At 65.3% G+C, this 19,446-nt stretch carries 22 protein-coding genes and 1 pseudogene; 13 read left to right on the top strand and 10 right to left on the bottom strand.

The window, feature by feature from the left end; all coding sequences use genetic code 11:
- The coding region (locus tag ACQY4T_RS00460) for an enoyl-CoA hydratase/isomerase family protein (protein ID WP_428530770.1) at positions 1 to 604 on the top strand (604 nt) is incomplete at its 5' end.
- A gap of 17 nt (positions 605 to 621) precedes the next feature.
- Here ACQY4T_RS00460 and ACQY4T_RS00455 read toward each other — a convergent pair.
- Together ACQY4T_RS00455 and ACQY4T_RS00450 are read right to left on the bottom strand one after the other, a co-directional pair.
- Positions 622 to 1,167, bottom strand: a complete 546-nt coding sequence (locus ACQY4T_RS00455) for a hypothetical protein (RefSeq protein WP_428530767.1) — start codon at positions 1,165 to 1,167, stop codon at positions 622 to 624.
- Positions 1,168 to 1,928: 761 nt separating this feature from the next.
- Positions 1,929 to 2,633 carry a hypothetical protein gene (locus ACQY4T_RS00450; protein ID WP_428530764.1) on the bottom strand — a complete coding sequence of 235 codons (705 nt, stop codon included), beginning with the start codon at positions 2,631 to 2,633 and terminating at the stop codon, positions 1,929 to 1,931.
- A 158-nt stretch (positions 2,634 to 2,791) separates the two neighbouring features.
- Here ACQY4T_RS00450 and ACQY4T_RS00445 point away from each other — a divergent pair, with 158 nt between their 5' ends.
- Positions 2,792 to 3,136, top strand: a complete 345-nt coding sequence (locus tag ACQY4T_RS00445) for a transposase (protein ID WP_428530761.1) — start codon at positions 2,792 to 2,794, stop codon at positions 3,134 to 3,136.
- A complete protein-coding gene (locus ACQY4T_RS00440; protein ID WP_428530758.1) occupies positions 3,133 to 3,600 on the top strand; it encodes an IS5 family transposase in 468 nt (155 codons plus the stop codon). The genes ACQY4T_RS00445 and ACQY4T_RS00440 overlap by 4 nt, the downstream gene beginning before the upstream one ends.
- 162 nt (positions 3,601 to 3,762) lie before the next feature.
- Here the strand turns inward: ACQY4T_RS00440 and ACQY4T_RS00435 are convergent, their stop codons facing one another.
- Both ACQY4T_RS00435 and ACQY4T_RS00430 read right to left on the bottom strand, forming a co-directional pair.
- Positions 3,763 to 4,107 carry a Lin0512 family protein gene (locus ACQY4T_RS00435; RefSeq protein ID WP_428530755.1) on the bottom strand — a complete coding sequence of 115 codons (345 nt, stop codon included), beginning with the start codon at positions 4,105 to 4,107 and terminating at the stop codon, positions 3,763 to 3,765.
- Positions 4,108 to 4,120: 13 nt separating this feature from the next.
- A complete protein-coding gene (locus ACQY4T_RS00430) occupies positions 4,121 to 4,462 on the bottom strand; it encodes a Lin0512 family protein (protein WP_428530752.1) in 342 nt (113 codons plus the stop codon).
- Between the two features lie 140 nt (positions 4,463 to 4,602).
- Here ACQY4T_RS00430 and ACQY4T_RS00425 point away from each other — a divergent pair, with 140 nt between their 5' ends.
- The 5 genes from ACQY4T_RS00425 (at position 4,603) to ACQY4T_RS00405 (ending at position 10,844) form a co-directional block, all read left to right on the top strand.
- Complete coding sequence (locus tag ACQY4T_RS00425) at positions 4,603 to 5,694, top strand: LLM class flavin-dependent oxidoreductase (protein ID WP_428530749.1); 1,092 nt, start codon at positions 4,603 to 4,605, stop codon at positions 5,692 to 5,694.
- Between the two features lie 247 nt (positions 5,695 to 5,941).
- A complete protein-coding gene (locus ACQY4T_RS00420) occupies positions 5,942 to 7,069 on the top strand; it encodes an acyltransferase family protein (protein ID WP_428530746.1) in 1,128 nt (375 codons plus the stop codon).
- Positions 7,070 to 7,190: 121 nt separating this feature from the next.
- On the top strand, positions 7,191 to 8,717 hold the full coding sequence (locus ACQY4T_RS00415) for an ABC transporter substrate-binding protein (protein WP_428530743.1): 1,527 nt from the start codon (positions 7,191 to 7,193) through the stop codon (positions 8,715 to 8,717).
- 5 nt (positions 8,718 to 8,722) lie between these two features.
- A complete protein-coding gene (locus tag ACQY4T_RS00410) occupies positions 8,723 to 9,670 on the top strand; it encodes an ABC transporter permease (protein WP_428530740.1) in 948 nt (315 codons plus the stop codon).
- A 292-nt stretch (positions 9,671 to 9,962) separates the two neighbouring features.
- Positions 9,963 to 10,844, top strand: a complete 882-nt coding sequence (locus ACQY4T_RS00405; protein WP_428530737.1) for an ABC transporter permease — start codon at positions 9,963 to 9,965, stop codon at positions 10,842 to 10,844.
- Positions 10,845 to 10,863: 19 nt separating this feature from the next.
- On the opposite strand, the gene ACQY4T_RS00400 is transcribed toward ACQY4T_RS00405, so the two are convergent.
- Complete coding sequence (locus tag ACQY4T_RS00400) at positions 10,864 to 11,166, bottom strand: DUF5615 family PIN-like protein (protein WP_428530734.1); 303 nt, start codon at positions 11,164 to 11,166, stop codon at positions 10,864 to 10,866.
- 20 nt (positions 11,167 to 11,186) lie between these two features.
- Positions 11,187 to 11,870, bottom strand: a complete 684-nt coding sequence (locus ACQY4T_RS00395; RefSeq protein ID WP_428530731.1) for a DUF433 domain-containing protein — start codon at positions 11,868 to 11,870, stop codon at positions 11,187 to 11,189.
- A gap of 65 nt (positions 11,871 to 11,935) precedes the next feature.
- Between ACQY4T_RS00395 and ACQY4T_RS00390 the strand changes: the two genes are divergently transcribed.
- Positions 11,936 to 13,207, top strand: coding sequence for a DUF445 domain-containing protein (locus tag ACQY4T_RS00390; protein WP_428530728.1), 1,272 nt, complete (start codon positions 11,936 to 11,938; stop codon positions 13,205 to 13,207).
- A gap of 96 nt (positions 13,208 to 13,303) precedes the next feature.
- On the top strand, positions 13,304 to 14,305 hold the full coding sequence (locus ACQY4T_RS00385; protein WP_428530725.1) for an LLM class flavin-dependent oxidoreductase: 1,002 nt from the start codon (positions 13,304 to 13,306) through the stop codon (positions 14,303 to 14,305).
- 299 nt (positions 14,306 to 14,604) lie between these two features.
- On the opposite strand, the gene ACQY4T_RS00380 is transcribed toward ACQY4T_RS00385, so the two are convergent.
- Together ACQY4T_RS00380 and ACQY4T_RS00375 are read right to left on the bottom strand one after the other, a co-directional pair.
- Positions 14,605 to 14,772 (bottom strand): hypothetical protein, encoded by a 168-nt coding sequence (locus ACQY4T_RS00380; protein ID WP_428530722.1) that lies wholly within the window; start codon positions 14,770 to 14,772, stop codon positions 14,605 to 14,607.
- Positions 14,769 to 15,488 carry a hypothetical protein gene (locus tag ACQY4T_RS00375; protein ID WP_428530719.1) on the bottom strand — a complete coding sequence of 240 codons (720 nt, stop codon included), beginning with the start codon at positions 15,486 to 15,488 and terminating at the stop codon, positions 14,769 to 14,771. The genes ACQY4T_RS00380 and ACQY4T_RS00375 overlap by 4 nt, the downstream gene beginning before the upstream one ends.
- Before the next feature lie 304 nt (positions 15,489 to 15,792).
- On the opposite strand from ACQY4T_RS00375, the gene ACQY4T_RS00370 reads away from it, so the two are divergent.
- A complete protein-coding gene (locus ACQY4T_RS00370) occupies positions 15,793 to 16,521 on the top strand; it encodes a class I SAM-dependent methyltransferase (RefSeq protein ID WP_428530773.1) in 729 nt (242 codons plus the stop codon).
- A 261-nt stretch (positions 16,522 to 16,782) separates the two neighbouring features.
- Here ACQY4T_RS00370 and ACQY4T_RS00365 read toward each other — a convergent pair whose 3' ends face one another.
- Complete coding sequence (locus ACQY4T_RS00365) at positions 16,783 to 17,205, bottom strand: hypothetical protein (RefSeq protein WP_428530776.1); 423 nt, start codon at positions 17,203 to 17,205, stop codon at positions 16,783 to 16,785.
- 73 nt (positions 17,206 to 17,278) lie between these two features.
- Positions 17,279 to 17,626, bottom strand: a pseudogene (locus ACQY4T_RS00360) (NmrA family NAD(P)-binding protein); the annotation flags it as partial.
- A 92-nt stretch (positions 17,627 to 17,718) separates the two neighbouring features.
- Between ACQY4T_RS00360 and ACQY4T_RS00355 the strand changes: the two are divergent.
- Positions 17,719 to 18,759 carry a LysR family transcriptional regulator gene (locus ACQY4T_RS00355; protein ID WP_428530716.1) on the top strand — a complete coding sequence of 347 codons (1,041 nt, stop codon included), beginning with the start codon at positions 17,719 to 17,721 and terminating at the stop codon, positions 18,757 to 18,759.
- Positions 18,725 to 19,396, top strand: a complete 672-nt coding sequence (locus ACQY4T_RS00350) for a hypothetical protein (protein ID WP_428530713.1) — start codon at positions 18,725 to 18,727, stop codon at positions 19,394 to 19,396. Before ACQY4T_RS00355 ends, ACQY4T_RS00350 begins: the two co-directional genes overlap by 35 nt.
- The last annotated feature ends 50 nt before the right edge of the window (positions 19,397 to 19,446 follow it).

Raw genomic sequence — 19,446 nt, 5'->3', positions numbered from 1 at the left:
CGCGTTCTGTGCCGGCGCCGACCTCAAGGCCCGAGCGCAGCAGGACGCCGAGGGCAAGCCGTTCCAGCCGCTGCTGTCCCGCGTGCAGCGCTACCTCTACGAAGTCGTCTACGAAACCGCCAAGCCGACGATCGCCGCGGTGAACGGTCCGGCGGTCGCCGGCGGCATGGAACTGGCGCTGGCCTGCGACATCCGCATCGCCGCCGATCATGCCCGCTTCGGCCTGCCGGAAGCCAAGCGCGGCAAGGGCGCCCATTTCGCCAACGTCATGCTGCCGCGCATGATCCCCTCCGGCATCGCCTACGAAATGCTCTACCTCGGTGAATACATCAGCGCCGAGGACGCCCGCCGCTGGGGCCTGGTGAACCGCGTCGTCGCCCGCGGCCAGGCCGTGAACGAGGCCCTGCAAATGGCCGAGGCGATCTGCCAGAACGCCCCGGTCTCGCTGCGCCGGATGAAGGAAACCACGATCCGCTCCAACGGCCTGCCGGTCCCCGCCGCGCTGCGCCTGAACGAGGGCCTCAGCCCATACAGCAGCGAAGACCGCGTCGAAGGCATCCGCGCCTACGTCGAAAAACGCGATCCGGTCTGGCGCGGACGCTAGCCTAGTGAATTATATCTTCAGGTCGTGCAGCCGCTGAACCAGCCATGCCAGCCAATTGATGATCTGTTGATCCTGTGCAAACAGAGCGAGAATCTGTGGCATGTTATCCCGGAAATAAATCGTGGCGGCTCGCAGGACTTCCGCGTGTTCGTAGCCAGCCAGGAGAAGCGCGAGATTTGTTGCTTCGGCGCCAAGCAATACCGGAGAAAGGCGCGGGCGAACGCCACGATGCTGTTGCGCGCGACATCGGTGCTGCTGGCGAGAAGGTCGAACGCGGCGGACGGTGTGGCAGCGAGCGCGCGGGTAAGGGCCTGCACCATGCGGCGCGCTCGCTCGGCCAGCAGGCGCGGTATCGAGGTCATTGGGTGCAGGACGGAATTCGACTGGGATTGGAGATCGGGATTGGCCGCGGCCGCTTCCCGGGCGCGGATGACGCGCTCGTGCAGCTCCCTGCCGTCGGCAAAACCCATGATGAAGGCGGTGTGATCGACCATCAGCGACTTGAACGCGGCGACAATACCGGGCTCCAGCTCAGGGGTGAGGACGCTGGGACCAGAGGCCATAGACGCGGAAAGCTGTTCGGATAAACCGGTCCCTACCGACCAAAGACTGGCCACGTCCAGGCAGGCAAGATCGGCGCCCAGGAACAGGCAGTAGTCCTGAAATTCCTCGGCCAGCGCCTTGTGCGTGTTGTTGATCGAAAGAATGGAGGATTGCAGGCGTTTTGCATGCGTCTGGAGGCGCCGGTGAAGCGCGAGTTGGCTGGGACGGTGCGTTCAATATCGGGTGGCGCGCGGGGTTTGAGGTCGAATCCGGCCTCGGTTTCCTGAAGGCTCGGGCCTGGGCCGATCGGGGCTGGCGGCGTTGGGGTTGGAACCACGACCGTCTCCAAAGAGCGGATGGTTCGCTGCATCATCAACGGTTCATCGCCCCAATCGATTTGTTCTGCACAGGCCGAGATCAAGTCAGCCTTTTGCCGCTGGGATAACCTGCTGCTTTCAAGTCTGGCACGGATCTTCAGGAAAGTACGGGTAGTTGGGGTGGATCCATGTATCCAGCGGCGGACTGTGGATTCGCTTACGTGAAGGATCTGTGAGAGTAGAAGAGGGGTTACGGTTAAGCTCCCAGGTTCAAGCCGTGGCTCCATGAGATCCTGTAATGCCTCGGCGAAGGGGCGGAACTTACGGCGCGTGGGGGGGGCGGCTGGTCCGGTTGAGCGAGCCATAAAGCTGATATTGCCCGGTCATGCTGGGCGTGGAAAGTCTGGCCATTAGACGGCGATCAAGCGCCCCGCCATACCGTTTAAGTCCGACCTGGGAACGGCTTAAATCTGCCCCTCCCATTCCATTCGCATCGCGGTATAAAGGTCATAACGCTTTCGCCGCGTGCCCACGGCCATGACATCGAGGACGTCCCTTAGGGCTGATTGGTGCTTCGGATCCATGTCTGTCGGGCCCATGTATTGAATGGACACTCGGTTGAAGTCAGGTGTTCGTATCGCAGCAATTGCAAAGTCGGTGTGCCGGAGATTTGGCAGGCTGCGCCAGGAGCGCTGTGCAACAATACCAGGGATAATCCAGCTGACGCGGTCGAACGTGATGAATGCAACGCCAATTGCATTCGGCACACCGAGAAACTTTTTGGTATCCCTGATCTGATTGTTGCATGCATTGATTTTAGCTTGGAGCTTATGGTAAAAACCATCTTCAAGCTTTCGGAGTTTCTTCTGCTCATCCAGGCTGATACGCTCACGAAAATTTGGGACTTGCTCTCGCGGAATATGGTATTTCGCAATCATGCTTTCAAAGAAAGCGTTTAAGGCTCGGCCTTTTTTATCGTGATCGGGGGTATGCAGATAGGCCTTGTGTTCAAGGATGACCCTCCCAGCGAAGAGAGCATAATCGGCGAGCTTCTTTCCTGGCGGCATACCGAGTGATAGAGGGTGAAGGTTTCTCGCGTGTTTGGCTTGGATTATTTTGCGATGAATAGCCCTATGGAGTTCGCTTTCAAACTTTTCTTCCATGGTCATTCAAGGCTCCTGCCAAGTCACGCTCGTCATGCATGCTGTCTCCTACACAACGGTCAGCGTTATGAGATTCAACTATCTAACTAGGGTCCGTTCGCATTTTAGCACTTGGCGAATCGAGTAAGGTCCTGGTTTTCTGCGGCTATAGCCGGGGGAAGACCATGCAAGTTCTGACCGACGCCCAATGGGCGAAGTTCGAGGCCGCGATCGCAGCGGTCGGGATCCGTGGCGCGCGTCCGCGCAAGGAAGACCGTCGCACGATCGAGGCGATCATTTGGCGCCTCGCCAACGGCGCCAAGTGGCGTTCGATCCCCGCCGAACTCGGCAATTGGCACCACGCCTACCTGCGCTTCCGCCGCTGGGCGATGCGAGGCGTCTGGGACAAGATCATGGCGCACGTCGTTGCTCAGGGTGAGCCGAAGCTGGCCTTTGCCTGCATCGATGGCACGGTTGCGCGGGCGCACCAGAAGGCGGCCGGAGCGCGCCCCAGCAAACCGACCATGTGACTCTGCGATTCAATCGCAACAGCGGCGGCGATACCGAGGCCCTCGGTCGTTCGCGAGGCGGCTTTGGCAGTAAAATCATCGGTGTTTGCGATGCCGCTGGGCGCCTTCTCGACTTTGTCCTGGCACCGGGTCAGGCGCATGAGCTAGCGTCCTCGTTGCTGCTGTTGAGGCGTCTGCCCAAGGCGCCAGCATGGGCGTTGGCCGACAGGGCGTGTGACGCGCAGGCGTTCCGCTCGGCAGCGCGGGCGATGGGGTCGATCCCGGTCGTGCCGTCCCGCAGCAGCGCCAAGCAGCCAGAGCCGTGCCCAGACTACATATACCGTCACCGCAATCTGATCGAACGCTGCTGGGCGCGCCTGAAAGAGTGGCGGGCAATCGCCACGCGTTACGACAAAACGGCGACCTCCTACGCCGCCGGTATTGCAATCGCCGCAACGCTTGACTGGTTCAAGTCTTCCCCATGACAGGTATCAAAATGCGAACGGACCCTAGTCTAGAGCATTTTCACGGTGACTGGAAATAACCGGCATGGCGGAAGAAGTTGGCGCAAGGGATTCAACCTACGCTATGAATGTTACTCTAGAAAGCCGCCGAATCCGTTCCGCGCGACGCGATCATGCCCCAGATCACCCCAACTCCAGCCGCACCGCCACCGCCGCGGCGGCAATCACCGCATTGTCGCCGCGCTCGCGGTCGATCACGTCCAGCCCGCCCTTCACCGCGCGGACCGTAACGATACCGTGCGGCAGCGAAGCCTTCACCGCCTCGGTATCCACCTTCTCGGGCTGCTGCACCCCGATCGTCACCTCGACGAACATCTGCGTCCTGGCGTCGATGCCCAGCGAGCCCAGCATCGACAGCGACGAATGGTGCAGCGCGTCCTGCACCGCCCGCAACGCCGCCTTGGTATAATCCCCGCCGTGCAGGTCGTTGCCACTGCCCAGTTCCAGGATGACGCGCTTGCGTGCCATGGTGATTGTTTCCCTACGCGATTTCCAGCCAAACCACCGCGGCGGCATTGGCGATCAGGGTGGACCCGGTGCCGTCGTCAGTGGCGATCTCCAGCCCGCCATCGACCACGCTGACGGTCCCGCTGCCGTGCGGCAGCACCGCCAGGACCGCCTCCTTGTCCACCCGCTCCGGATGCGGCACGCCGATGGTGACCTCCACCTGCATGGAATCGGTATCCAGGCCGAGCGCCGCCGCCACGCTCAGCGAATTGTGCCACAGCGCATCACGCAGCGCCCGCACCGCCGCCTTGGTCGGTTCTGCACCCCTGATATCGGAGCCCATGCCGATCTCCAGCACCATCCGTTTCAACGCCATCCGGTGTTTCCCCTCTCCGCGGCCCGTGTGTGCAACCAGTGTTCGAGGCCCGCAACTTAACCCCCGCCCGGCACCTCGCCAAATTTGCCGCCCGCGCGGGTCCATGAAAACATGCCGGCCAAACGAACCAGGAGGATGCAATGGACGTCGGATTGCAAATGGTGTTCGCCAGCTACGGCTGGACCGGGGTCTCGGACGAACAGGTCTGGGACGAGGAAATCAAGCTCGCCCGCCTCGCCGCCGACAGCGGCTTCGACGCGCTCTGGTCGGTCGAGCATCATTTCAACGACTACTCGTTCTGCCCCGACAACCTGCAACTGATGGCCTACCTCGCCGCGGTCTGCCCCAACATCGACCTCGGCACCGCCGCCGTCATCCTGCCGTGGAACGATCCGCTGCGCGTCGCCGAACGCGCCATCATGGTCGACCTGCTCAGCAAGGGCCGCCTCCGCCTCGGCATGGGCCGCGGCCTGGCTCGGCGCGAGTTCCACGCCTTCCGCGGCACCATGGACGAATCACGCGGCCGCTTCGACGAGGCCGCCGCAATGATCGTCGACGCGCTGCGCACCGGCTTCATCGAAGGCAACGGCAAGTTCTACCCCCAGCCGCGCACCGAACTGCGCCCGCGCCCCTACAAACCGATCGACGGCCGTGTCTACGCCGTGGCGTCGTCCGATGATTCCGTCATCTCGGCGGCAAAACTGAACGCCCGGATGGTGATGTTCGCCGATCGCCCGTGGCCGATGCGGATGCCGGCGATCCAAAAACACCGCGACCTCACCCGCCAGATGCACGCCGCCCCCGCGCTGCCGCCGCTGCTGGCGGATTTCTGCGTCTGCACCCCGACCATGGACGGCGCTGAGGACAAAGCCCGTCAATACATGGGCAAATTCGTCGAAAGCAACTTCTATCACTACGAACTGCTCGGCGAACATTTCAGTACGGTGAAGGGATACGACGCCTACGCCCAGAAAATCGCCCTGGCCAAGCAGGTCGGAATGGACGGCATCGTCTCCGCCTTCATGCAGGCCGCCGTCTGGGGCACGCCCGATCACATCCTGCGGATGTTCGAGGAACGCCGCGCCCTGGTCGGCGACTTCGAACTGGCGACCTCGTTCCGCTTCGGTGGCACGCCCTACGCCTTCGCCGAGGATGGCCTGAAACTCTACGCCAAGGAAGTTCTGCCAGTGCTGCACTCGTGGAAGCAGCCGGTGGCGCAAGCGGCGGAATAAGCGTTGCACTGACTCCACGCGCCCCGCCCTCGCCAACGGGCGGCGCTCGGTCGCACGCAGCGCCGACACAAATACGCGATCCAACGGCGAACGAGCGCGCCGATAATACCGTCTGCAATGAATTTCCTGTGCGCATCCGTTATCACTGGCAAAAATCCGGTAAATGATCGGCAACGGTGTCAAACCGGCACCGTTTAGCCAGCCGCCATTCGGCGGGAACCGGAACCGCCCAGATGACACCGCCCAGATGACATTGGCTGACCAAAATCAAAAAAGCGGGTATCGCTACCGTCATTTTGGCGGCTTCCGGCTGCTGCTCGCGATGCTGGTGATGTTTCAACACTTCGCCGCCGACCTGGCGCCACTGCCGTTCGCCCGGGCGTTCGCGCCGTACCCGGTCGGCAACATCGCCGTCCTGGTGTTCTTCGCGCTGTCCGGCTTCGTCATCACTGAAGCGATCGATTGCATCTACCGCGAACGCGCCGGCGCGTTCCTCGGCAACCGCCTGTTGCGTATCGTTCCGCACTTCCTGCTGGCCGTCGCGCTGTCGATGCTCGCGCACGAAGTGTTCCGGGCCACCGGCGGGGCGCGGCTGTGGCGTTCGCAGCCGTCGTTTCCCGCCAACGCCTTCGCGCCAGCCAACCTGGCATTGAACTTCATCGGCATCACCCCGTTCGCCGATCGCTCGATAAATTATAACTTCCTCGACATCACCTGGGCAGTCCGCGTCGAGATGGCATTCTACCTGGTGATGGCCGGCTGCATCACGATTGGGCGAAGATTGCCCGGCAACAACGGCTTCACCATCGCGGCAACCGCCGCGGCGCTGCTGCTGCTGCCGCTGTTCGTTTTCGCGGTGCACGGAAGCGGCGTTAGGATGATGCAGTTCCTGCCGTATTTCGCCTTCGGCGCCGGGCTGTATTTCGCCACTCTCGGCCGCCGCGCCGGCTGGCTGACGGTAGCGCTGACGCTCCCCGCCATGCTCTGGCAATCTGTCCTGCAAAAGTCCCTCTATCCGGTCGCCGGCATGCCGGCGCCGTCGCTGGCGGGCCAGTTGATCGTCCTCGGCCTGCTGCTGGGCGTGCTCAGCCTGCTCGCCTTCAGCGACATCGCCCGATGGCGCGACACCGACCGCGTGCTCGGTGGCCTGACCTACCCACTGTATTTGTATCACGAGGATGTACTGGTGGTGCTGCTGACCTTCACTGTAGGCTACAGCTACGCCGTATTCGTCACCGGCATCCTGCTCAGCCTGCTGGTCGCGATGGCGCTCACCAGCCTGGTCGACCCGATCGTGACGCGCTACCGCGACAAGGTCCGCGGCGGCGCGCTGCGCCCCAGCAAACCGGCACGATACGCGCTGATCCAGCACTGAACGCGGGTGCAGCCACATCGCGATCGCCGAACCACGGCGATCCGCCGACCCCCCGCTTGCCGGCAGCCGCCGTCCTCCGCACAATCGCCACCGGGACGGCTCTCTCGTCAGGACAAACATCATGCGCATCCGCCTGCTGGCCGCTATCTGCGGCCTGGCCACCCTGCTCGCCGCCTCGGCCCCGGCACGGGCACAGACCCTGCGCATCGCCCTCCGCGAGGACCCCGACATCCTCGACCCGGCCCTGGCCGGCTCCTATGTCGGGCGCATCGTGTTCGCCGGCCTGTGCGACAAGCTGTTCGACATCGACGAAAAGCTGCGCATCGTGCCGCAACTGGCGCTGGGCTACGAATGGGCCGACCCGCACACCCTGGTCATCCACCTGCGCCCCAACGTCAAGTTCCAGGACAACGAACCGCTCGACGCCGCGGCGGTGAAATACTCCCTGCGGCGCTACCTCGACTTTCCTGGCAGCTATCGCCGCGGCGAGATCAACATGATCGACGACATCCAGGTGGTCGATCCGCTGACCGTGCGGCTGGTGCTGAAATCCCCCTCGGCGCCGTTGCTGGCCACCCTGACCGACCGCTCCGGCATGATCCTGGCGCCCAAGGCCGCCGAGGCCGAAGGCAAGGATTTCGGCCTCCACCCGGTCTGCGCCGGCCCGTTCAGCTTCCAGCAAAGAATCGCCCAGGACCGCATCGTGCTCGACCGCTTCCCCGGCTATTGGGACGCCGCCAACATCCACTTCGACCGCGTGATCTACCAGCCGATGCCCGACCCGGCGGTGCAGTTGGCCAACCTGCACACCGGCAACATCGACCTCGCCGAACGCGTGCTTCCCTCCGACGTCGCCGAGGTGAAGCGCGACGTCCGCCTGCGCATCGTCACCTCCCCGGCGCTGGGCTACAACGGCATCACCTTCAACCTGGCGAACGGCCCGCGCTCGAAAACCCCAATCGGCCAGAGCGCGCTGCTGCGCCAGGCGTTCCAGGCGGCGATCGATCGCCAGGCGCTGGTCGATGTGGTTTTCAACGGCATGTATCAGCCCACCGCGCAGGCGGTGTCGTCGGCCTCGCCGCTCTACGTGAAAAGCATCGAACCGGCGCCGCGCGACCTCGCCAAGGCGAAGGCGCTGGTCAAGCAATCCGGCGCGCCGACGCCGATCGAGGTAACGGTGATGGTGCCCAACACGCCGGATCAAACCCAGCTCGCCGAGGTGATCCAATCCATGGTCGGCGACGCCGGCTTCGAGGTGAAGATCAGTCCGGTCGATGTCGCCACCTTCCTGTCCGCCGGCCACCAGGGCAACTTCCAGGCCGCGCTGCTCGCCTGGTCGGGCCGCCCCGACCCCGACGGCAACCTCTATGTCTTCCTGCATTCCGGCATCGGGCAGAACTACGGCCACTACAACAACCCGATCGTCGATGCCGCGCTCGACGCCGCCCGCACCGCCACCGACCCGGTCGCGCGGCTAGCTGACTACGCCAGGATGATGCAGCAGGAACAAAAGGACTTGCCGATCATCTACCTGTATCACCCGGTCAACATCGTCGGCCTGTCGACGAAACTGTCCGGCTTCCGTGCCGTGCCCGACGGGCTGATCCGGCTGCAGGGACTGGCCATGCAAACCACCGCGCCGAAGTAACGACCTTGGGATTCCGCCTCGGCAGCCGCCTCGCCCAGATTGTCCCGACCCTGATCCTGGTCAGCATGCTGGTGTTCGGCCTGCAGCAGTTGATGCCCGGCGATCCGGCCCTCGCCATGGCCGGCGAACAGAGCGGCGACCCCCAGGTAGTGGCCCAGATCCGCCAGGAGCTGTGGCTCGATCACGCGCTGCCGCTGCAATACCTGCACTGGGTCGGCAACCTGCTGCGCGGCAACCTCGGCTACTCCTGGCACACCCGCCAGCCGGTCGCTCAACTGATCGCACAGAAGCTGCCGGTCACCGCGCAACTGGCTGTCATGGCCTTTGTCATCGCCGTGCTGATCGGCGTGCCGACCGGCGTGCTGGCCGCGGTCAAGCGCAACGGCCCGCTCGATTACCTGGCCAACGCGATCGGCTTGGCCGGCCTGTCGATGCCGACGTTCTGGCTGGGCATCATGCTGATCCTGCTGGTCTCGGTCGACCTCGGCTGGCTGCCGCCGTCCGGCTACGTGCCGCTGACCCAGGATTTCGGGCGCTCGCTCGCCACCACCATCATGCCGGCCTTCGTGCTGGGCAACGCCATCGCCGCGATCCTGATGCGCCACACCCGCAGCGCCATGCTGCTGACGCTGGATCAGGACTACGTCCGTACCGCCCGCGCCAAGGGCCTGCCCGAGTGGCGCGTCATCCTGCGCCACGCGCTGCGAAACGCGCTGATCCCGGTGGTGACCTTGGGCGCGCTGGAACTCGGCACCCTGCTGTCCGGCGCGGTGCTGACCGAGCAGGTGTTCTCGATCCCGGGCTTCGGCAAGATGGTGGTGGATGCGGTGTTCGACCGGGACTATCCCGTGGTGCAGGGTGTGGTGTTGGTCACCGCGTTTTTGTTCATCGTGCTGAACCTGCTGGCCGATGTGCTCTACGCGCTGATCAACCCAAGGCTGCGCCGAGCATGACGATACACGAAAACCGCGCGCCCGTGGTGGCGAAACCGCGTCGCAACAGTCCCCCGGCCCGACGCGGTGACGACACCCTCTTTCACCAGCCTGCCCCCGGCTCGACGCGGCAACGACACTCCCTTTCAGCATCCAGTCCTCTGCCCGACGCGGTGACGACACTTCCTTCAGCATCCCGTCCCCCGGCCCGACACGGTGACGACATTCCCTTTCAGCATCCCGTCCCCCGGCTCGACACGGTGACGACACTTCCTTTAAACAGCCCGCCGCGTGGCCCGGCGCGGTGACCGCCATGGCGACCCTGGCGCCGCGCTCGACCGAACCCGCCGCCGCGCCACGCGCACCCGCCAGCCTCGCGGTCAGCCGCTTTCTGCGCCGCCCCGCCGCGGTCGCGGGCCTCGCCGTGATCGTGCTGTTCGTCGCCGCCGCGCTGCTGGCGCCGCTGATCGCCCCGTTCGACCCGATCGCCACATCCTGGACCGCGATCCGCAAGGCCCCGTCCGCGGCGCACTGGATGGGCACCGACGAGAACGGCCGCGACGTGTTCTCGCGCGTGCTGTTCGGCGCCAGGGCCAGCCTGTTGGCCGGCGTCGTCTCGGTGCTGATCGCCGCCGGGATCGGCGTCCCAGCCGGGCTGCTCGCCGGCTTCTCCGGCGGCTGGATCGACGCCGGACTGTCGAGGCTGGTGGACGCCATGCTGGCCTGTCCGTTCCTGATCCTGGCGATCGCCCTGACCGCGTTCCTCGGGCCCGATCTCGCCAACGCGATGATCGCCATCGGCGTGTCCACCGCGCCCCGCTTCATGCGCGTCGCCCGCGCCGCCACGCTGGAGGTCGGCAGCGCCGACTACATCCAGGCCGCGCGCTCGCTCGGCGCCCACGGCCTGCACGTGGCGATGCGCCACGTCGCACCCAACATCGCCCCACCGGTCCTGGTGCAGGCCACGCTGTCGCTGGCGGCGGCGATCATCGCCGAGGCCTCGCTGTCGTTCCTGGGCCTGGGCCAGCAGCCCCCATCGCCGTCCTGGGGCTCGATGCTGAACGCCGCCCAGCGCTTCCTCACCCAGGCACCCTGGCTCGCGGTATTCCCCGGCGTGGCGATCTTCCTCTGCGTGCTGTCGTTCAACCTGGTCGGCGACGGCTTGCGCGATGCACTTGACCCGCGCGGGTCGTAGGCCGCCGAGAGGCTTTGCCTCAGCCTTCCCTAGCAGACGCAAGGCTGTTCCCAAGCCCGGTCAGTTCATCGAGCGCAGCGCGGAACAACTGCTGCTGCGCCGCGCGGTTGACGTTGGGGATGATAATGACCAGGCCGGCGTGAAGCGACTGCGTTCCATACAGCCGCCGGAAGTCGCCCGCGTTGTTCGTGACCAGCACAAAATCACCATCGGCGGCATGGCGCGCAACGTTCCAGTCCTTCCATCCGGCCTTGCCGACATGGGCGACATGCTGGGCTTCGTGTCTAGCCTGGCTGGCAACCGAAACCAGATCGATACTCAAGCACTCATCAATCAGAAACTTCATTCCATCCCAATCGACGCCAGCTTCCGGCGTGTGCTCCGTATCGGCGGATGATCGTGCCACGGCTGCGCCCGGCGTCGCCCCCGCAACGGATAGGCCGCCGCATAGATCGGGGCCAAGCGCACCATCTCGGCCGTCAGGCGAGGGTGGTCATGCAACAGTTCCGCCCCGGTTTGACCTTGCCCCAGTAACGCGGCGACGCTGTGCACCGGCACGCGCGTGCCCCGGAACACCGGATCGCCGCCCATGATGTCGGGATCGCTCAGCACGGCATCGCGGGCGCGGCGCAGCATGCGCAGCGAGGTCGCCAGTTCCCGTCGCGGCTCGCGTAGATCGATCGTGAGCAATCCACCTTCCAGGGACACAAGGTCACGCGGCGCGGCAGCCGCGGCATCGAACACTTCACGACGCGCTTCCGGCACCAGCCGGTCCACCAGCCGGCGCTCCAGTGCCAAGGACATCAGCGCGCGCAAATCCAGCAGCCTGGTCGCATAGCCGGCACGATTGCCGGCGACCGTCGGCACCGTCTTTTTGTCGATGGCGTTGTTCACAGCCTTGACCGACAACCGAGTCAGAACGGCCGCCTCGGTCGGCGTGAACAAGGAGCCTGCTTGGGTCTGCATCACATCGCCTAATATTTCTCTCACTTGAGAATATATTATTCTACACTCGATCGCAAGCACGCGGCGCAGCGCCGCGACCCCCCCGATTAGACGCCCCCGCCCCCCGCGCCTAAACAACCCACCCAATGACCAACCCCGACCCCGACACCCTGGCCCGGCGCACCCTGCGCCGCCACCGCAGCTTCGCGACCGGCCTCCTGGTCCTCATGGCCTGCCTCACCATCGCCAGCTATTCCCTCCCCCCCGACTGGTGGACCCGACTGCTGCAAGCCTCCGCCAAGGCCGGCTTCATCGGCGGCATCGCCGACTGGTTCGCCGTCACCGCGCTGTTCCGCCACCCGTTGGGCATCCCCATCCCGCACACCGCCATCATCCCCAACCAGCGCCTCCGCCTCGGCCAGGCGCTCGGCCGCTTCGTCGCCACCCACGTGTTTACCAGCACCGAGGTCGCCAACGTCCTCGCCCGCCTCGACCTGCCCGGCATCCTCGCCCGCTTCCTCGCCGACCCGGCCTCTGCCCGCCCCGCCGCCGTCGCCCTGTCTGGCGTGCTGCCCCGCCTGCTCGCCACCGTCGAGGACGGCCGCGCCCGCCGCATCGTCGCCCGCGTCCTGCCAAGGATCGTCGGCGGCCCCGCTGCCGGCCAGGTGGTCGCCCGCGCCCTGCACAGCCTGGTCGACGGCGGCCGCCACCAGGAAGTCTTCGGCTTCGTCCTCGGCCAACTGAAAACCACCCTCGGCGGCCGCGAGGGCGCGCTGCGCCACGCCATCGAGGACCGCGTCCGCGAACAAGGCGGCCGCCTCGTCGGCTGGGCGCTCGGCGCCTCCATCGCCCGCCGCGTGCTCTCCGTAATCAACGCCGAACTCGACAAAATGAGCCCCGACGGCTCCGACCTGCGCGCCGCGTTCGACGAATGGGTGCGCCGCGAAATCAACCGCATGGAAACCGAACCCGAACGCGCCGCCGAGGTCGGCGCCGCCATCCGCCGGGTGGTTGCCCATGAAACCATCCAGACCTGGATCTGGGACATCTGGGCCCGCCTCCGCGCCGGCCTGGAAGCCGACATCGCCAAGCCAAACGGCCGGGTGGTGCCCTACATCCAGGACGCACTGGGCAACCTCGGCACCATCCTGGAAGCCGACCCGCTGGCCCGCGCCCGGCTGCAGGCCGCCGCCGAGGGCCTGGTGCGCACCATGTTGCCCACCGCCCAGGTGCGCATCGCCGACTTCATCGGCCAGGTGGTCGCAAATTGGGATACCGCAACGATCGTCGACCGCCTTGAACTGCGCGTCGGCAAGGACTTGCAATATATCCGCATGAACGGAACCATCGTCGGCTTCCTGATCGGCGGCCTGCTCTACGCGGTGCTCGACACCCTGTTCGGCCAGACCCCGTTCTGAAACACCAGACCCCGTTCTAGAGTGCGGTCGCTTTTGGTGGCATCCCCAAAAGCGTGAATCGCCCTCATGCGCCTAACCAAAACGGCGGAGCAAGCCATGCCAAGACTTTCAGTACTCGATCAATCGACCATCGTCGCCGACCGCTCCGCCGACGCCTCGATCCGCGAGAGCATCGCCCTGGCCCAGCACTGCGAGGCGCTGGGCTACCACCGCTACTGGTGCGCCGAACACCACAACTCCGACAGCCAGGCCGGCACCGCGCCGGAAATCCTCATCGCCGCCATCGCCGCCACCACCCGCCACATCCGCGTCGGCTCCGCCGGCGTCATGCTGCCGCACTACTCCGCCCTGAAGGTCGCCGAACAATTCCGCGTCCTCGACGCCATCGCCCCCGGACGCATCGACTTGGGCGTCGGACGAGCGCCGGGATCGGACGGCCTCACCGCCTACGCGCTGAACCCAAGGGCCGACACCGCTGCCGACCAATTCCCCGCCGCCATGCGCGACCTGCTGGCCTGGCTGTCAGGCCACAAGCTGATCGAGGGCCACCCGTTCCGCGAAGTCCGCGCCCAACCCCAGGGCCCCACCACGCCCGAGGTCTGGGTGCTCGGCAGTTCCGACTACGGCGCCCAGGTCGCGGCCTATTTCGGCCTGCCGTTCTGCTTCGCCCACTTCATCACCGACGGCCACGGCATCGAACAGGCGCTGGCGATCTACCGCCAAGGCTACCGCCCCAGCGCGCGCCACCCATCCCCGCACGCCGCACTGTGCGTCTGGGCGATGGCCGCCGAAACCCAGCAGGAAGCCGACTACCTGTTCCGCTCGCGTGAGATCTGGCGGCTGAACCGCGACCGCGGCCTGTTCACCGCCCTGGCATCCCCCGAACAGGCCGCCACCCACACCTACTCCGACGCCGAGGCCGCCCGCGTCGAACGCCTCCGCGCCCGAGCCTTCTACGGCACGCCAGACACCGTCGGCGCCAAACTGCGCGCCCTGGCCCAGCAGCACGACGTCGAGGAAATTGTCATCCTCACCACCCTGCACGACCCGCAGGCGCGACAGCGGTCCTACGCCCTGCTGGCCGACCAGATGCGGTAGCTTCCAGACACTCCCGTCTTCAGGCGCGGCTCTCGTCGGCCCAATGCCCGACCAGCAGCAAGTCCGCGGCGTCCAGCTTCAGGTCCCCAGTGTCAGGTGGTCCCCAGTGCCAGGTCCCCAGTGCCAGGTCCCCAGTGCCAGGTCACCAGCGCCAGGTCCCCAGCGCCAGGTCCCCAGTGCCAGGTCCCCAGTGCCAGGTCCCCGGCATCAGGTAAGGGGCGTCAGGTCCCGGGGGGCAAATCCAGGTGGCCAGTCCCGGGCGGCAAGTCGGGGGCGATCACCCAGGGCCGTTCAGCCGCTCAATGATCCGCCAGCCAACCCACCACCGCCAGCGCGGCAACCGGCATCGCGAACACCGCCCAATTCGCCAGACCAAGCCCGGTCAACACCGCCGCCACCGCCACGATCAGGCCGACCCCGGCAAGGTTCCGGCTGTCTCCGAACAGCGTCTTGACGAACGCCCTCACGCCGCCACCCGACGCGGCCGAGCGCGCACCAGCGGCACCAGCGCCTGCCCGCCGGCCAGGAAGAACACCTCCAGCACCAGCAGCGTCCAATCCCCCAGCGGCCACACCTCGCCCGCCAGCGCCTGCAGCGTCCAGAACGTGCCGAACGAAACGATCATTGCCCCAACCACGAACTTGATCGCATTCTCCGGCACCCGCCGCAACGGCGCTCGGATCGACAGCCCGGCTACGAAAACCACCACCAGCGCCGCGAGCGCCGCGCCCGCGTTCGACACCCACGCGCCGCTGTGCAGGCTGAACGCAACCACCAGCAGCCAGACCTCCAGCCCCTCCAGCAATGTGCCCTTGTAGGCGATCAGCCAGGCGGCGAACCAGTCGCCCTGGCTGATCTCGGCCTGGGCGTCGCGGAATTCGGCATCCTCGTCGTGCAGCGGTTTCAGCCCGGCCTGGCGCGCGATCGCCTTGGCCAGCCAGCGCACCCCGAACAGCAGCAGGAACACGCCGATGACGAACTGGACGACGTGCAGGTTCAACCCCACGCTGAACGCCCCCCCGGTCAACGCGGTCAGCACCGCCAGCGTCCCAAGCCCCGCCCCGGCCGCCGCCAGCGAGGCGCCCCAGCCAATGGTCAGGCTGACCGCCAGGACGATGGTGAACGCCTCAACCCATTCCACCCCGGCAGTCAGGAACAACGGCAGCAAGGCCGGCCAATCCATGCGGTGCGATCTCCCAAGCGCGACTAAAGGTCATATCGTCAGGTTTTGTAGGGCCGCAACTGCGCCGCAACTGCATTGCCGGCTTGGCCAAGCCGCATGCGGGCACGAAAGTATTGCCGGGGAGTAAACGACATGGATATTTGACTTTTGCCAAATTGTATTCCAATATCGCTCAAACAATCGCCACATCGCGCACACGAGCGGGGCAATTCGTGACCGGACATCTGGCTGACTTCAGCGGCGACATTCCGCGCAACTACGACAACGGGCTCGGGCCGATCCTGTTGCCGACTACGCGGCCGACATCGCCCGCCGAACGGCGTCGGGCGGTGCGGCGTCGCAGGTGCTGGAGACGGCGGCCGGCAGCGGTATCGTCACCCGCGCGCTGCGGGATGCGCTTGCCGCGGACGCGCGGTTGACCGCGACCGACCTCAACCCCGACATGCTGTCAGTCGCCCGGACCAAGCTCCGTGCCGACGAGAAAGTGGTCTGGCAGCAAGCCGATGCCACCGCGCTGCCGTTTCCCGACCGGTCGTTCGACACCCTGGTCTGCCAGTTCGGCGTAATGTTCTACCCCGACAAGGATGCCGGCTACGCTCAGGCACATCGCGTGCTGACCGCCGGCGGCCGCTACCTGTTCAGCGTGTGGGATGGGCTGCCGCATAATCCGCTTGGCCGCATCCTGCACCGGGTCTCCACCAGCCTGTTCCCCGCCGATCCGCCGGATTTCCCGGCCACGCCGTTTTCCTATGGCTCGATCGACCCGATAAAGCAGTCCTTGCAAGGCGCCGGATTTGCCAGGATCGAGGTTTCGGTGATGCCACGCCGCCACACCGTGACCGACTTTTCCTCCCTGGCGCGCGGCTTCGTGTCAGGCAGCCCGCTGCTCGGTCAGATCCGTCAGCGCGGCGGCATCAGCCCGACCGAGGTGCAGCAAGCCGTAGCCCAGGCGATGCGTCAGGAGTTCGGCGGTGAGCCGGCACCCGTTCCCATGCAGGCGATCATCTTCGAGGCGCACAAACCCGGCAGCTAACCAGCTAATGTCCTGCCCCAGCTTTGCGGCGAACTTCCTGGGATCAGCAGGCCACAGAAAACAAAGAACTCGCTGGAAACCGTACCGCCTTGTCCCCGGAGGCTGATCGACCGGCGCCGACGGTGCCGAGACACCTGCCGGATTTGCCTAGTATCCGATCGCAGCCGAATCGCGAGACGCGGAGCGTCCGCGATTCGGCTGCGTGAACCGGATACGCAAACAAAAGCGACGTATCGCCCTTCACCGCGCGATGCTCGCTGCTCATATAATCACAGTCGGCTCCCCGGCCACCAGGTCGGAGAAGAAGCCTTCCACCGAGCGGGGCTCCCGGCCGAGCAGCATACGCAAGGTCAGCGGGTTGCTCCGCAGCCCGTGCTGGTCGTAGTGCGCATACATCGCGGCGAGCTGCTGCTTCTGCTTGTCGTCGTACGGCAGGCCGGCCTTCGCGAACCATTCCTCGAAATCGGCGGCCACCGCCTTGATCGGGTGTCCTGACACCTGGGTGGCGATCGCAGCCAATTCCTCGCGGTTCTTGCCGCCGTCGGCACTCAGCTCGAATGCGCCGTCCAGCAAGCGGTCCTCGGTTAGCGCGATCGCCGCCACCTCGGCGATGTCGCGATAATCCACCCGTGCGATCGGGGAAGTCGAGGAAAACGGCTCGACCAGCGCGCCGCTCTCGACCACGGCCGGCCAGCCGGGTGTAGGCCAGCCCCGACTTGAATACGGCGTCCTCGATCGGCCGCTTCGAGGCGTGGTTCCTGAGATCGAGCGACGGATGGATGATCGTGGAAAATACGATCCGGCGCACCCTGGCCCGCTTCGCCGCCGCGACGAAACCGACGCCCATCTCGGCCTCGTCCTCCTGGAATACCGGCGAAATATAGAACACCCGTTCCACGCCCTTCAGCGCGTCCTCAAGGCTCGATTGATCCCGCAGGTCGCTGATGACAATGTCCCGCGCACCGTTGCCACGCGCCTTCTCCGCCTGCTCCACCGTGCGGACGAGGCCCAGCGGATGCACGCCTCGCTCGACCAGCGCCGGCACCACCAGGCCCGCGAAGCGGCCGGCCGCACCAACGACAAGAGTGTCTCTCACTTCAGCCATGTCGATCTCCTTCTCGCTGGGACCAACTAGGTTCGACACCCGGATGCTTTAAATAGCAGATTCCTGGCGGCTGTCGTGAATGGGATGATTGAATGGACCGTCTGATCGCCATGGAAAGCTTCGTTCGGACTGTCGAGCGAGGCAGCTTCGCCGCCGCCGCCGGTCGGGGCCTTTCCCCCAGCATGGTCGGCAACCACGTGCGCTTCCTTGAGGGTCGGCTCGGCGCATTGCTGCTCAACCGCACCACGCGCCAGCACAGCGTCACCGAGTTCGGCCGAGATTACTACGAGAAGTGCCGGCGCATCCTGCTGGAAGTCGAGGACGCCGAAAGAGCGGCTGACCTGGCGCAGGTCATGCCGCGTGGCCTGCTACGCGTGACCGCGCCGATGTCGCTCGGCACGACGATCGTGCCCAACATCATCGCCGCCTACCTGCGACGCCATGCCGAAGTCCAGGTGGAGCTCGTTCTGCAGGACCTTCGCCTCGATCTCCTCGCCGACGAATTCGATGTTGCGATCCGGGTCGGCGCGCTGCCGGATTCAGGATTGATCGCCCGGGCCTTGCCGCCCTTGAGCCTGATCCCCTGCGCCTCGCCGGCCTACCTCCGGGCGCACGGCCACCCAAGCACGCCAGCCGATTTGCAAAGCCATAACTGCCTCGACTTCACCCATGCCGGCGAGCCCCGCCTGTGGCGCTTCAACGGGCCGCGGGGCGAGGTCGCTGTCCAGGTCAGCGGAACCCTGCGCGCCAACAATGGGCAGGCGCTGCAGCGCCGCGGCGCTGCAGCATCTGGGCATCATCCTGCAGCCCGGGATCGTGATTGCCGACGACATCGCCTCGGGGCGGCTGATCCGCGTCTTGGCGGACCACGCCGGCCTGTCGCTGCCGCTTCACCTGCTGACCCTGCCGGATCGGCGTCCATCGCCCAAGCTGCGCAGCTTCGTCGAGCTCGTCACCGAAATGTTCAAGTCAACCGGTTCAACGCGGCAACTCAGTTAGCTTCGCGGACGCTCACGCGGTCGCGCAGGCTTGTGCTCTGTGCGAAATTTAAGAATTTTGGACCACGCAACAAAGCCATATCCCATAAAGGAAAAATCGATGCCGGCTCGCCTGTCGGACCTAGCGCCGAATGAGACCCCCATTTTCCTGCCGAGACTCTTGAGTCAGCGTCCCAAGCTCGCGGCGCTCCTAGCGGAAACCATTTCAACCTGGTCTTACGCTGAGCACGCACTCGGCCGATCGGTCGCGGCTATGTCGCGCGGTATAAATTCCGCTGAGATGGAGGATTATATCGCCGACTGGCGGCTCCCAAAGCGATTGAAGATACTACGCCGAATTGCGGGCGCGGAGCTACAGGACCCGCATCTCTCGCTGTTTCTGAAGGTGCTGCGTATCATCGAAAAATTGGCGAAACGACGCCATGTCTTCGCTCACGGTGTTTGGGGAACTGTCGAAGCCCTGCCCGATGCTTTGTTGCTGATAGACGCCGAACATTTGTTCCGTCACTGGGGCGCAGCAAACGACTTTCTAGCGGTATTTAGCCAGGGTGGCCCGCCCGCCGTTAGCCCGGTTCATCTCGATAATCGGCATATCGAGGTCTGGGCCGAGACGGAATTTAAAGACGAGATCGCCCATATGAATCAGGCTGTCGAGTTCGCGTTCGCGCTGGAACTGCTTGCGAGTGTCGATACCTTTGACGTCTCAAATGCTCGACGCACACAGGCTTATAACTGGTTGCTCCAACAACCGTTGGTCAGCAGCGCGCCATAAACCGCTTTACCGTGCGGGGGTGGACTGTAGCTCAGCCAACTCGGCCTCCA

Source organism: Rhodopila sp. (assembly GCF_965277825.1).
In the GTDB taxonomy this organism is placed as follows: domain Bacteria; phylum Pseudomonadota; class Alphaproteobacteria; order Acetobacterales; family Acetobacteraceae; genus Rhodopila.
This window is presented reverse-complemented; position numbering and strand designations above follow the sequence as displayed.